Consider the following 13,460-nt stretch of genomic DNA (forward strand, 5'->3'; position numbering starts at 1 on the left):
CCTAATAATTATTGTAATGTTTTGCGCATATCGTTTACTTTCGACCACACTTTTTTATAAAAACGATACATGTCTTCCCCGTTTACATAGTCATCGCGATCGTACTCAAGCTCGTTCTTCGCTTCCTGAAAAGCAACAGTGATTTCCTCTAGCTTCGTTAACAATTCCTGCGTATCAACAGACGATGTCATCTGATCGCTTCGTTTACTCACTTTGCGTTGAAGAGCAGTCATTTGTTTACCATCCAAATTGCGATATTGATTGTAGATCGCAAACTCTACATGCTTGTTCACCTTCATCAGATTAACGAAAGGCTCCCAAGCCTCTTCTTCCTCGTCCTTATCATACACATACAAGGCGCCCTTTTTACAAATAGTACCTGTGTATAGTGCTTCAATGAAACGATTTAGCAGCTCTTCCTCACCTTGAATCGATTGGATGATCTGTTCTAACTCATTGATTTTACTCTCGATGTCTTCGTATTTACGCACTTCCTGCTGAAGGAGACGAATCAGTTCTGGAGAGCGGATTAAATTTTCCTTGGCCATCTCTTCGTTGATGCTGCCAAACAAATCCTTTGTATATTCCTGCTCCAATCCCTGTTCCATAAAGCCCTTCAATTCAGCAAGACATCTCTTAATCTCCCCTGGGCTACCTTTAGATGGATCGTTGTCCAGCTTGTATGTAGCCAAGAAGGCAGTGATTTCGAACGGCTTGGTAATGATACAGTCGTATCGGTTGCTTGTTTGATTTTCACTGTCTTTTTCGATGATGCATCCGAAACGAACAGCTCTGTCAAATAGCTCACGAATCCTAGCATTGTAATCTTTCACACGAACATTCAGATACGTTTCTCCCCAAGATTTCTCTGGAATAGGAGATGGTAGGTACGTCCAGTTATTCTTGTCTGATTGAACTAAGTGACGACCAACACCCTCTTTTTCAAGAATGGTTCGTTCATAGCTTTCCTCATACACTTTGAGCGGTGTATAAGCAAACAAAGGAACACCATTTTTTGTATTCAACCAGAATATACGATTTTTTACTCCGCTCTCCTTCACTGTAAAACGCGAGCCGCTGATTGACGTATTTTGAAAGTTCTTGATCCCCTTCAAAATAGACGGAGCCTGAAGTGGCACCGAAACAAAGCCCCATGAAGGGAAATTCATATTACCCAGATTATTGCTGAGGTGGAAAACTGGAATCGCTTCTTCATCTAATTTACTAGCTATTTTTCGTTCTACGATACGATCCAGCGTTTCGTCCTGCCCGTATTTCATCAGCAAAAACTCTTCCATCGACGTTGTAATCAGATGGCTGAACTTATCGGATAAAAAGTCTGAAATAGCACCGACGATATCTACTTCTGTTTCCTTGATCCAGTGATCGGAGCGCTTCAGCAATTCAGCAGTGAAATCACGTATTAAATCATCTGTATCCTTTTCATCAATGGTGTTTGCTATAACCTTCGCAATATCAGGTACGCTCACAATATTCCAGTAATACGTTTTATTTCCGGTACGATCCATCTCCTCCCCACCGTTGATGAGGATGTCACCGTTCTTTTCAAAAATTTGGTTGAGCGTATTTAAAATCTCCGTAAATACACTGTAAATCCGATTGTTTTCATCACTTAATCTACGATATAGCTCCTCGTAGAACTCGATCATTTGCTCTAGCTTTTCATGATCTGCCAGAAGCTGGTATTCGGTGATTTTTGCTTCCAAATAGCTATTTTTCTTCTTTTCCTTTGAGATAAAGGCACTGCGAGCATCACCTAGCTTCTCATTAGCTGTTTCGCGCGCTCCCTCAATTTCTCTTGGGAAGCTCTCCAGGTTTAGTTTTAAGCTCTCGATATAAGAGAGTATCATTTTAAGCAAGGAAAAGCCCTTATCGGAATGAATCAGACTCGAAGCAAAAAACGGCCCTTGCTGTGCATGTAAAAATACTCTTGTAATCATTTCACCAAATGTAGTGGTCAGCTCGCCTGGAAGCTGTTTTTTACATTTGATATATTCCTCTCTCGCTTTAGCCAGATAGCCCTGCTCCAGCTCATGATCGATACTTACGACCTGTTGGCTAATGACATTGCTATAGCTGAGACGCTCACTATTTTCATAGCCTGGAATTGGTTCTGGAACACGCTCCTCAAATCTCTTGGAAATCGAGTCGATATCGATGCCTAATTTGCGAGCAAATTTTTCTACATCCTCCTGTGTAGGAGCGGCGATAAACATATTCTCCATCTTTTTAAACAATCGGTATGCCAAATATGTAGTCATCTCTTCAATCGGCAGTACCGCAGACGAAGCACCTATGACGTTATATTGGTAGTTAGCCGCATATGCTTTTGGCATCTGATTAATGTTGGTACGAATATTACTAATATAATCATGAATCGCAAACTCTTCGCCCGACCGTTTTTCTTCACTAGCCATGAAGTTGGTAATATTCTCAGCCGTAACATTCATGCAGTAATCGTAGGCATTTTCTAATGCTTTACCCTCAAGATTTGTTGCCGAAATAAGGTGGCACAAATTGAATGGAGGCATTGGGGAAGAGACATGTAAGGCGTTGCCATATTGCTGCTTAAAGCGATCCATACGTTCGTCTGCATTCATCCAATAATCCAGCTCTTTTAACGCAGCATAACCATTTTTCATGATGTAATCGCGCGTATGCGAGCTGAGGCTTTTATTCGACAAGTTAACATCTGGTGTAAACAGATAGCCAAGCGAGTTAACCTTATCGACCCCTGCACTGCCAAATTCCCGTTCTAAAATACCGCGAACAATATAGGCAATATCCATGAAGCAGCCACTACCGGTTCCGCCTGAGATACCCGTTAAGATAAATACGATCAGCTTTTTATTGGTGCCCTCGGTAAGCATCTTAATCTTTTTCTCAAGGGTTTGGACGACCTGCGTAATTTTAGTAAATAACAGCAACCGCCCCGCCTGTCTAACTCCTGATGCTCCACTGATTCCATCTGTGATTGTCAGCTCAGGTGAAAGCCAATCCGTAATGTATGGTTCTAAAATACTTCTATTCTGCAATACTCCGCCAATCTCCGGATTAGAAAGCAACACAAATTCCGAAATAGGATCAAGCCCAATACCCTTGTAACGTTTGTTGCGATCATGCTCATTTGTTTCAAAGGCGACAAACTCAATATTATCCGGTTTTTCCTTCCGTTTTTTCGATAAAGAATCCACCGGTAGCTTGAAACGTCTGTTTACCTGATATTTTAAACGGAGCAACGCATCAATCCCCGTTCCACCTAAACCAATAACAAGCATCGGGTTATCAATCGTATCTACACGAATCTTCTCACTAACGATTCCCCCGCCTAAAGATACATCCAACTGCTGAATATGTTCTCTCACAACTGCTCTCATATAATCGATCCTCTCCTAGATGATGTAGTCAATAAAGACTGATTTGTTTACACCAGAAAGGGATACCTTGATTCGATCGTTCTTTTTTAATTCCCTTCCTTTACTTGCATCTAGTACTCTTCCAGCCTTTTCAATCTGACAATCAGATTTGTTTTGAATGATAAGCGTGTCATTTTTGCCTGGTAGAAAAATGATTTTGTCTGTCTCCTGAAACTCTGGGGCAAGCTGCAACAATTGATGCAATTTAACCTTCCCTTTAAAGGCATTTAGTTTTTTATACTGTGGACTCGACTTTTCGCCTGTATCCTCATTGATAATTTCGATAGCCATTTGTCCCATAAATCCTTTGTTTGCCTTTTTCCACATGGACAGTACATATAGCGCAATCGCAATAAGTAAAATCAGACCCGAAGTACCACCAATCGTCATGACCCACGGAAAAGGCTTTTCTTCCCCTGTTGGGGCGGTTGGAGGTTGCTGTGACCCCGTTGCCCCTGCATTTGCTGCATTCACAGTAACAGGCTGTGTTTCTCGATAAAAGCTGCTATCCTCCGCTTTCACCTTAATCTCGTATTGATGGGAAGCTGGGATACTAAAGGTTCCTGTAAATCCACTACCTGTATTCGTTAGTTCCATTTCACTTGTTTTATTGTCTGTTACATCGTTAACGAGTAGCTTTGCCTTCATGCTTTTGTAAAGATCAGTGCTAGTCATTTTTTGTCCATTACTAACTAGTTCTGCTTTAATTTGGATATCATCGCCAGCTTTATATGTCTTAGCAGGGATCGGTTCCATTGCGAGCTGCACGTCATAGTTAAAGATCATGTTGATATCAATCTTATCCTTGGCTGCTCCTTTAACCTGTAGCTTCCAATCTCCCTGCTGGGGTTTTAGCATTTTAATCATGGAATATGCATTTGATTTCGAGAAATGAACCTGATTAGACGGAACCGGTACTGCCTTGCCAGATGGATCAAACAGCTTTACCTGTACGGCATTCTTCGACATGATCGAAATATTTGCTTCCAATACATTGGTGTTAGGTATCGAGATTGTTACGTCCTGAAAGGCTCCGTTTGAAGTCATGCTTTTCACAGGAACAACCTTCAGCTTCAGATGATTAGCAAAAATCTCGCTTAGAATTTGGGGTAACTTGTCAGCCGTACTTGTTTCAAAGAACTTGCCATTCGTTTCTGTCGCGATCTGTTGCAAAGTTGTTCTGTTCAATTGTCCATCAGCATTAAGTCCTATCGTATAGATAGGGTACCCTTTGCTTTTGGCCATTTGTACCGCATCCTGCAATTTTTGATCAGACATCTGCTGTGTGCGATTGGAGTCCTTATTTAAAAAGTTGTTTCCATCTGCTAACAGCACAACGATAGGAGAATGCGTCGGGTCATGTCCTGCATCTAAAATTTTGACTGCTTCATCGACCCCTACAGAAATATCTGTGTAAGCACCTTTTTGTAAGCTATCAATAAAAGCTTTGATTTGCTGCTTATCTTGATCGGATTTAACCTCAATCAGTGCCTTTTCGCGCTCAATTTTATCCGTATATGCGATGACCCCGATCTTATTCCCCTGAATAGAGGTCATATCCACAAACATTTTCATTGCTTCGTTACTTACTTTGTTTTTATCACTTTGGGTCATGGAATTGCTGACGTCTACAACCAACACAGCGTCCATTTTATCTCCACCGGTCTGTGCAAAACCAAACGTGGCACCTGTGGTTAGAGAAGTCAACAGAAGTCCCACGCACAATATATGCTGAAAAAACCTCTTACATTGAAGCATGCTATTGAACCTCCGCTACTTAATTTTTTTGTTAAAAATATCCATGTTTTTGAACAACTATTGCAAAGAATGTGACTATATGACAAGATTACCACTATATTTTACAATTAAAAAGAGAAAAGCCATGTAACATCCATATAACGTTATACGGACGTATGTACTATTATGTTACATATTTCGACATTGATATTTGGAGAATGATAGATGATAACTTATATCTTTTTAGCTATTTCTTTGGTACTACTGGGCTATCGTTTCACTCAACTATGGCTATTTAAACGAAAAAGTAAAACAGAAGCTGAGATGGATCAGTATCTTCATGCGCTGTTAAATAACGAAGGTGAGCAAAAATGAAGACAAAAACTGGTGTTCAATTCAGAAAGACTGTCAAAACAACTCATGCCTTTGAACGTTTAAAATATTGTCCAAAATGTCATTCCTATTCTGTGCTGTGGGATACGGAATGCCCCTTTTGCGAAAAAAACGTAACACTCCTACCTATCCGTGCTGTCTCAGCAGCCACTACCAGACGACACGTTCAAATTCGCTTTCTTTGGATCGGTCTCTTTGTCTGTCTCGCAGCTATTTTTGCTGATACGACAATGAATTTGGTACTTGCGTGTAGTGGAGGCATTCTTCTCTTTTTGCTCTTTTGGCTCATGCAGAAGCGGTATGGCTCCTACGAACAAAAGGTTCATTTTGAACAATTCATCAAAACAGAGCAGGAAAATATTAAAAATGCTCTCTATCAACAGCTAGAGGATATTGATGCTGATGTTAAGGCAAAAAAATATAAAGATGCCTATGAAAAAATCAGGGAAGTTGGCTACTTTATCGACTCTGATTTGGTAAAAATCCTCAAGGTCAAATATCTCAATCACTTTGTACTTCGTAAGGACATGGAATTGGAGTTAGATACGCTGATCCCATCTGATTACAATTATCATTTTATTGCCTATCTTCATGAGGTACTAAAAGTCCAACCATGGTTAGTAAAACAAACTGTTGTAGATTATGTTATTTCAAATAAGTCGTATATTCTTCAGGAAAGTAATGGTACGCAAATCCTCGGTCAGGTGGCAGGGGCATCTTTACGAGTACGAGCTCATATAGATCACTATCAGGATTTTATTATTGAGTTCATAGAATATTTACCTAAGGAGCGTTTGATTCGTTTAGCTAAAATGGTTAGTGCCCATCAAAATCAGTGGGCCAAATTATATGAAGCTACCAAGAGACACGTGGATCAGCACTACTCGTTTGATCCCGAACTGAAAGGATTGCTATGAAGAAATTTATTAGCAAGCTACTCCCTGCCTATCAACGATCACTTTGGATACGGAATATCCTACTAATTTTATTCCTGTTGGCTTTAATAGCCATGGGTGTCAAGATTAGATATAGCCTGAAAAAAATCAATTTATATGAAGAAGCCAAAAAGCACTATCAGGAAAGAAATCTGCTTGCGGCCGAAGAAAGCTTCGCTAAAGCACAAGCCATTACTACTATCAGCTATGGTGATGAGGTATGGAATAAGCCATTATCTGCATTGCGTTCCATTCGCCAACAGCTAGAATCCATCTCTGAGCAGATTCATGCTGCCGCAGGAGAGAATCAGGTAGGAGATATGCTAGAGCTGTATACAACCTACCACACCTTTAAACAGCACGCTCAGCAAGAAGAACAGCTATTCGTCGATTTTTTCACACAAGTTTCTGAAGAGCATGCAATCGAAGCTACTTTAAAAAATTACTTTCTTGCAATGAAAAAGACCTATACTACATCTATGCAGGAAAACCTGACCCAGCAAAATTATCGTGATGAACGCTTTGTTCATTCTTTGGTCGCTATTCCAGATGAATTTTTTGGTGGGGAAAAACAGAAGAAGCAGGAGCTCATTTCCCTTTTTCGTTCCTATGATCAAAAAAAATATAGGGATGTAACAAACAGAAGTACCTTCGACCAGGTAATCCAATCAGCTTCCAGAAGCTTACGTGCCTATAAGCAAGTAGATATACAAGGTGAGTGGTTACTTGCTTTACTAGAAAAATATGCTAGCTCCCAGATCAAACGCTCGATTCGCAATAAGGACCTGGACACATTTATCATGCAGGCAAAGGCTTACCGTCAGATTAGTGACGTGCTGCCTGCTGATTCGGAGTCCATCAGCCTTCTTGATCAACATCTCGCCTCTCAGCTAAAGCAAGCGGAGCGTTACACAAAAGCAAACCAGTTTGAAAAGGCACGTGACCTGTATCAAAAGCTAAGCGATCTTCAGGATACATCCCAGCTCGTAACAGAATTAGAAGACCGCTGGATCAAGCATGATCCAATTCGCCTATTGAAAGAAAAATATCCAGATAAATCGTTTGGATTCGTCCTCACAGGAGAGAAGCGTTGGGGGTCTGTCGTTTATACAGCCGGTATTTCAGAGGAAGATCAACATCTTCATTTGGCAGCAAAAATGCCGGATAATCATTCTGTTCTGTACTTAGAGGGGTCTTTTCATACGGACACAAAGCTCAAAAATCTCAATATCTCAGATAAATTAATTAGTAAAGAAACCCCCATCCTTATTATGGAAACAACGGGTAAAAACCGTCTCTCTACATACTATGGATTTGTTCCCGATTTATCCAAAAAAGATTGGGTGAAGCTATTTGAGGTAGAGGCAGATGGATTTACAGTGGAAGGCACAGGCTCCGTCATTCTAGAAAATGCCGAGGGCAAAGGGGAAAAGGAAATAGCAGCCTTTAAGCTAGCGGATAATGGTCTTGTCTATGAGGAAAAGATAAGGGATTATCTATCACCGTCCCCCGAAACTGAGCCTGATGTAGCTTCAGATACGGTAACAGATGAGAAAGCCGCGTCGGGAACAGAAGAAACCTCCCCACACGATAATGAACCAGCCTCTCCTTCCAAAAATGACGAGAGGGGAAATGGCTCGTCCGAGAATTCCATCAAGGTTTATGCGGGTCCAGGTGAAGAATATGGTGTAATTGGCCAGATCAAAAAGGGTAGCCCGATTGAGGGCATAGCTGATCAAAACGGTTGGTACCAAATCTCATTTAATGGAAATTCCGGCTGGGTTCGTTCTGACCCTTCACCGTAAGCGAGTACCCATAGACAACAAAGCAATTTGAAGCCCTACTAACAAACAAGCTGGCAGAACTAAGATTCCGCCAGCTTGTTTTTGTATCTACCTTTTTTGTTCCTACCTGTATAGATAAGGTTATTAGTTTTGAATTTTAAATTGAGATAATAGCTTCTCAAGTTCCTTAACTGTCTCATTCATTTTCATAGAATGATTAGCCATTTCATTTGTAGAAGCCGATTGGTCTTGAATTGATTGTACTGTTTCATTTGTAGACCCAGCTACTTGGGTAGCAGTAGAAGATATTTCTGCTAACGACGCATTTATTTCTTCGGTTCCTGCTGACATTTCTTCCGTTGTTGCAGATACCTCTTGAATTTGATACGTGATTTCATTTATTTCTTCCACAATAGTATTGAAGGCTTTTCCTGCCTCATTGGCTGTAATAATTCCTTGTTTTGCCTCTTGCTGTCCTTTCTCCATGACATGAACAGCATCCTTCGAATCCTGCTGGATATAGGTAATCAAATGATTGATTTCACTTGCCGATTGCTTGGATTCCTCAGCTAGCTTTCTCACCTCGTCTGCAACTACAGAGAAGCCTCTTCCAAATTCACCGGCACGCGCCGCCTCAATCGCCGCATTTAGCGCCAATAGATTTGTCTGTTCAGCAATATCGGTAATAGACAACAAAGCTTTATCAATTTGCTGTGTATTTTCCAGCAAACGGCTTATAACTGCCGATGTTTCCTCTACAGAATTATGAATCGTATCCATTTGTGTAATGAATTGCTGCACTACCTGACTGCCCTCTCTCGCCTGTTCCACTGTAGTGATTGCTAATTCAGCAACAGTAGAAGAAGATTCGGCCACTCGCTGTACTCCGGTCGACATTTCATCCATAGCCTTAGCACTTTCCTGAATACTTAACATTTGTCCTTGGACTTGTTGGTTCATTTCATCAATGGTAACTACAGCGTTACTAGAGATAGCAGAAACATTTTGTGTTTCGTGTAGCATATTGTCTGTTGAAACCATTACGGTGTTTGTTGCTGCTTGAACTTTTCCCATCAACTGCTGAAGATTTTCTAGCATTTTATTGAAAGAGGAGACGATGCTTCCCATCTCATCTTTTGATTCATAGGAGGTGCGAATAGTTAAATCTCCTTGAGCTACTTGTTTCATATCTGCTTCTAGTAGATCAATAGGATGCTTAATCGATTTGCTGATAATATAGCCTATCATACTAATAAAGATAACAACTAGTAAGGCTACAATACCAAACATAAGTATAGTAAAATTGGCCTCCTGATAATTTTCAGTTTGGATTTTATCTGCTTTTTCTTGCAAGTAGGTCAGTAATTTTTGAAGAGAAACAATGGCATCTGTTCGAGAAGGCTGAAGCTCGGCTAGGTAATACGTATACGCTTCTGCATTTTTATTTTGACTAGCCAATGAAATCGCTTTGCTTGTAAGTTCACGCAGATTGTTAAAGCTAGTGCTAAATCCTTCGTATAATTCCTTTTCTTCCACTGGAATACGAGTGCTTTCCAATTTTTTGATTAAATCATCATTCTCCACGCGTAATTCCTTGATGATTTTATCAAGTTCGTTGTTCCTTTTTTCATCAGTGGTAATCATATATTCCACAACATTCATATGAACCCTAAAAAAATTCGATTCTAAATCTCCTAACCACTGAATAGGAAGTAAACAATCCTCATACATGCTTAAGGCAGCCTCGTCCCCTTTTTTTAATCCGCTGTACCCTAATGACGATAAAGCTGCAAAAGATAAGATAGACGTTAGAATGATGAGTAATAATTTCGTTCTTATTTTTAAGTTTTGAAATATCCGCATGGGGGTCTCCTTACTTGTAGAATTTTCTAATTTAATTATATAATGCTCCAAGCTGAAAACGATACTTATTTTGAAAAAAATGTTGGATTTTGTCGAAAAAAATCAAATTATGTCGATAAATATATTTTTTATCGAAATATTAAGATTAGACATATAATAAGACACCTCTGTTCCATATTAAAATTGGAATACTGCCCAACCCTTCTCTTTTTATTATCGAACTTTTTATACGAAACATTTATTCTATCCAACACTTCCTTACTGATTGAGATTTATATATAGACATAATGCATGTAAACCTAATAGCTTTTTTGCTATTAGGCCTACTATTTATCATTCTTATCTAAATTGTCTGTCTTTGTATCATTAAATTAGAGAGCGCTCGTCAGTATTTATCCATTTGTGGGTATGTTCGCATATTTTCATGAATGCTTACGGTTTATCTTGTAATCTTTTAGTAGGAAAAAGTACCAATAAACAGTCTCAACTACTGCAATTGCTACAAAGATTGCCCAAATTTCCCCTGAACAAAGCTTTCTAAAGAAAAATTCAATCTCATTGCCATATCCCCTTGTCAATGCATGTAAAAAGAAAACAATTGGTGCTAGAACGGAGAAAATAAGCGTAACGGCTGAAAAAAGTGTATGCTTTTTCTTAATCATGCAAACAATTGTAAGAATGATAGTTATTAAAATGAATAGATAATAAAGAATCCAAAACCAAAGTGGCATTGTTCCCATGCGCTTTACTCCCTTCCTATTATTCACAATCCACAATATGTTGAACCATTCTGTAAAAGGACTCATGTTAAAGCGTAACGGTTTTCGCGATAATATTGCCTATTTCATAATCATAAAATCTTGAACCTTGATGTCTTCCTTAGGGGGATTACATAATTATTCCATTCTTACTGTCATTATATCAATAATACAGAATTTTCCTACCCTTTAATAACCAATTCTAAGGTAACAGGTAATACGCTTTTTCTCGGACTGAGCTTCATCTCAATTCGTAACATTTTTTTAAAACGTCGATAAGGTGGATTACCCACTTTCTGTGTAATCGAAATATCACTCTGTAAGATTCAATCAAAAAAATGGACAGGCTATTTTTCCTGTCCATTTTCCTGCTTATACACAGCTCAATATTATTTTTCTTGCATCCATTATTTTTCTCGCAATCACTATTTCTCATTTATCTTCTTTTGGCATTGGCAATGGTACTCTCCAATCCAGGTCATAGCTCTTTTCTGCCAGTTCGGATGTAAGGCTGATCTTTTGCGGAAGTTCTTTCATTTCATAACTTTGCAATTTTATTCGGATATGGTTTCTGCCTTGTTCGTCCTTTCCTAACATTTTAAAATCTCCGCCTGTTACATTGTATATTTTGCCCTTCTCATCTTTTATCGTCCAATCAAAGTGATTAATAATTTTATCGGTATCATCATCCACTAAAATTGTAGTTGGTATTTGAACAATATCCTTTACATAAGCCTCTAGTGTAATCGTAGCATGCTTCTCATCCTTGGGAGATGCTTCATTTTGAGGTTTGTCAAAGGTTACTGACTTGATCTCAATCGTTTTGCCATCCTGATCTACTCTTACAGGTTTATCGCCAAGCTGCTTCGGCTCAAATGATATGTCCAGCTTATACGGTTCTGTTTTTACTAAGGAATCCAATACCAGTGTATATTGATGATCAGGAGACAGAGGAGCAAATCCATACTTCCGGATAGAATGACCATATTTATCTAGATACTTGCGAGGAGTAGCAATCTCCGTATTTAGGTCCTTTATTTTCTCTCCCTTTTCATTTTCAACATGAAAATTCAGCTTATAATCATCATAACGAACATAAGGGGGAGCTGAAGCTATTTTTCCTTTCACTTGTTTGCTTTCCTGCACTAATCTTTTCTTTGCCTCTTCCGTCCATTTTGTTTCATATTCGACACGTGCAGCAGTCGGTGAATACATCACGCTGTTCAAATGGATTTGCAATCCCTGCGGTGTTGTATACGTCCCATTCATTGGCAGCACCTTTGAAGCCGTAATTGATTTTTCTAAATCAAAAGGAATCTGTAAGGACCAATCCCCTTTAACAGAGGCAATCTCACTACCCTTGACTTGCAGTAAAAGCTTCTGTTGTTTTTCCCCCACTGGATTTTTCAGAGTGATATAGCCGTATTGACTATCATCGTCATATCCTAATGTATATAATTCGCTAGATACCCTCTTAAATGGATTCCCTTTCAAATCAGTTACTTCTACATTCCCTAGATCTATCTTATCCGGATGAATAACGTTATTCTGCTGATCCTTGACCGAATATACGGCCACAATTCTCATTGGGTCGGCCAATATCTCCTTTATTTCAAGAGTATAGCCCTGATCCGTTACAGAGGCGTTTACCTTCTGTGAAAAGCCCTCCTCTGCTGCATTTTGCAGCTCTTTATTAGAACTTCCTTCAAATAACGATTTCACATAGGCTGCAAATGTGGGCGATACATATGAACCCACCGAGACCGTTAAAAGCAGGGCGCAGCTAATTGAGACTGGCAAAACCAAAGGGCCTAGCAGACGCGACCTTTTTCTTTTATAGGCCACAGCCCGGTCAGGCATTACAAAAGTAGGCTGATCCAACTCTCCAGCTACCTTTTTTAGAGTCTGTGCAATCTGTTTATCTAGATTAGTCATGCATGATCACTCCTATCTCGGTCATTACCTGTGTTTCTTTTTCAGCCTGTATTTTCTCAGCGATTAGCTTTCTGGCCTTATGCAGCCTTGATTTTACCGTTCCCTCAAACACACCAAGGATTTTTGCAATTTCAGCTACACTAAACTCTTCATAATAGTAAAGAATAACAGCAGAGCGATGCTTCGGCGTCATCGACTGGATCGCTCGCCAAATCTGTTGCTCTTGCTCCTTTTGCAGAATACTCTCCAATGGATTTTGGTCAGGATCAATGGAGTCTGCGTATGCTTCCGTTTTTTTCTTTCTACGCACCATATTAAGTGCCCGATGTGTCACAATTTTCATAAACCAAGCCCGAAACGATGTCCCTTTTCGTTCATCGTAGCGATAAAGTGATTGATACGCCTCCCATAGTGCTTCTTGAACAGCATCCTGAGCGAAATGGTAATCATGAACGATTAAAAAAGCGACTCGAAATGCCGTAGGTAAGTGAGGCTGAACAAGTGCTTCAAAACCCACTGGACCTCCTTCTCCAGTTATTGGAGAATAATGATTTTCCTCCACATAAAAAACCTCCTCGTTTTCCCTGTCACTCCTTATTCACCAGTTCTCGTATTTTG

9 protein-coding genes are annotated in these 13,460 nt (G+C 39.6%); 3 read left to right on the plus strand and 6 right to left on the minus strand.

Translation table 11 applies throughout. From position 1 onward, the window contains the following. Positions 1-8: 8 nt before the first annotated feature. Together GOP56_RS15560 and GOP56_RS15565 are read right to left on the minus strand one after the other, a co-directional pair. On the minus strand, positions 9-3,398 hold the full coding sequence (locus GOP56_RS15560) for a tubulin-like doman-containing protein (RefSeq protein ID WP_163246005.1): 3,390 nt from the start codon (positions 3,396-3,398) through the stop codon (positions 9-11). 15 nt (positions 3,399-3,413) lie between these two features. Then, positions 3,414-5,195: a vWA domain-containing protein gene (locus GOP56_RS15565; protein WP_163246006.1), complete on the minus strand. Its 1,782-nt coding sequence runs from the start codon at positions 5,193-5,195 to the stop codon at positions 3,414-3,416. Between the two features lie 204 nt (positions 5,196-5,399). Here GOP56_RS15565 and GOP56_RS23445 point away from each other — a divergent pair, with 204 nt between their 5' ends. Genes GOP56_RS23445 through GOP56_RS15575 form a run of 3 tightly spaced genes read left to right on the plus strand, consistent with a single transcriptional unit; the run spans position 5,400 to position 8,307 of the window. Then, positions 5,400-5,549 carry a hypothetical protein gene (locus GOP56_RS23445; RefSeq protein WP_003342922.1) on the plus strand — a complete coding sequence of 50 codons (150 nt, stop codon included), beginning with the start codon at positions 5,400-5,402 and terminating at the stop codon, positions 5,547-5,549. Beyond that, on the plus strand, positions 5,546-6,484 hold the full coding sequence (locus GOP56_RS15570) for a hypothetical protein (RefSeq protein WP_163246007.1): 939 nt from the start codon (positions 5,546-5,548) through the stop codon (positions 6,482-6,484). Before GOP56_RS23445 ends, GOP56_RS15570 begins: the two co-directional genes overlap by 4 nt. Then, positions 6,481-8,307: an SH3 domain-containing protein gene (locus tag GOP56_RS15575; protein ID WP_163246008.1), complete on the plus strand. Its 1,827-nt coding sequence runs from the start codon at positions 6,481-6,483 to the stop codon at positions 8,305-8,307. Before GOP56_RS15570 ends, GOP56_RS15575 begins: the two co-directional genes overlap by 4 nt. A gap of 123 nt (positions 8,308-8,430) precedes the next feature. Here the strand turns inward: GOP56_RS15575 and GOP56_RS15580 are convergent, their stop codons facing one another. The 4 genes from GOP56_RS15580 to GOP56_RS15595 form a co-directional block, all read right to left on the minus strand. Next, positions 8,431-10,149 (minus strand): methyl-accepting chemotaxis protein, encoded by a 1,719-nt coding sequence (locus GOP56_RS15580; RefSeq protein WP_163246009.1) that lies wholly within the window; start codon positions 10,147-10,149, stop codon positions 8,431-8,433. Positions 10,150-10,571: 422 nt separating this feature from the next. Then, entirely contained in the window at positions 10,572-10,889 is a 318-nt protein-coding gene (locus GOP56_RS15585; RefSeq protein ID WP_163246010.1) for a hypothetical protein, read from the minus strand. A gap of 450 nt (positions 10,890-11,339) precedes the next feature. Continuing rightward, positions 11,340-12,842, minus strand: a complete 1,503-nt coding sequence (locus tag GOP56_RS15590; protein WP_163246011.1) for a DUF4179 domain-containing protein — start codon at positions 12,840-12,842, stop codon at positions 11,340-11,342. Further along, positions 12,835-13,404 carry an RNA polymerase sigma factor gene (locus GOP56_RS15595; RefSeq protein ID WP_003342933.1) on the minus strand — a complete coding sequence of 190 codons (570 nt, stop codon included), beginning with the start codon at positions 13,402-13,404 and terminating at the stop codon, positions 12,835-12,837. The genes GOP56_RS15590 and GOP56_RS15595 overlap by 8 nt, the downstream gene beginning before the upstream one ends. Positions 13,405-13,460: the final 56 nt, after the last annotated feature.

Source organism: Brevibacillus sp. 7WMA2 (assembly GCF_010748895.1).
Lineage (GTDB): Bacteria > Bacillota > Bacilli > Brevibacillales > Brevibacillaceae > Brevibacillus_B > Brevibacillus_B halotolerans.

Excerpts from the sequence above, each read along its gene's own strand:
- GOP56_RS15580 (WP_163246009.1), bottom strand. The coding sequence starts at position 10,149 with ATGCGGATATTTCAAAACTTAAAAATAAGAACGAAATTATTACTCATC.
- GOP56_RS15570 (WP_163246007.1), top strand. The coding sequence starts at position 5,546 with ATGAAGACAAAAACTGGTGTTCAATTCAGAAAGACTGTCAAAACAACT.
- GOP56_RS15585 (WP_163246010.1), bottom strand. The coding sequence starts at position 10,889 with ATGGGAACAATGCCACTTTGGTTTTGGATTCTTTATTATCTATTCATT.
- GOP56_RS15565 (WP_163246006.1), bottom strand. The coding sequence starts at position 5,195 with ATGCTTCAATGTAAGAGGTTTTTTCAGCATATATTGTGCGTGGGACTT.
- GOP56_RS15560 (WP_163246005.1), bottom strand. The coding sequence starts at position 3,398 with ATGAGAGCAGTTGTGAGAGAACATATTCAGCAGTTGGATGTATCTTTA.
- GOP56_RS15590 (WP_163246011.1), bottom strand. The coding sequence starts at position 12,842 with ATGACTAATCTAGATAAACAGATTGCACAGACTCTAAAAAAGGTAGCT.
- GOP56_RS15575 (WP_163246008.1), top strand. The coding sequence starts at position 6,481 with ATGAAGAAATTTATTAGCAAGCTACTCCCTGCCTATCAACGATCACTT.
- GOP56_RS23445 (WP_003342922.1), top strand. The coding sequence starts at position 5,400 with ATGATAACTTATATCTTTTTAGCTATTTCTTTGGTACTACTGGGCTAT.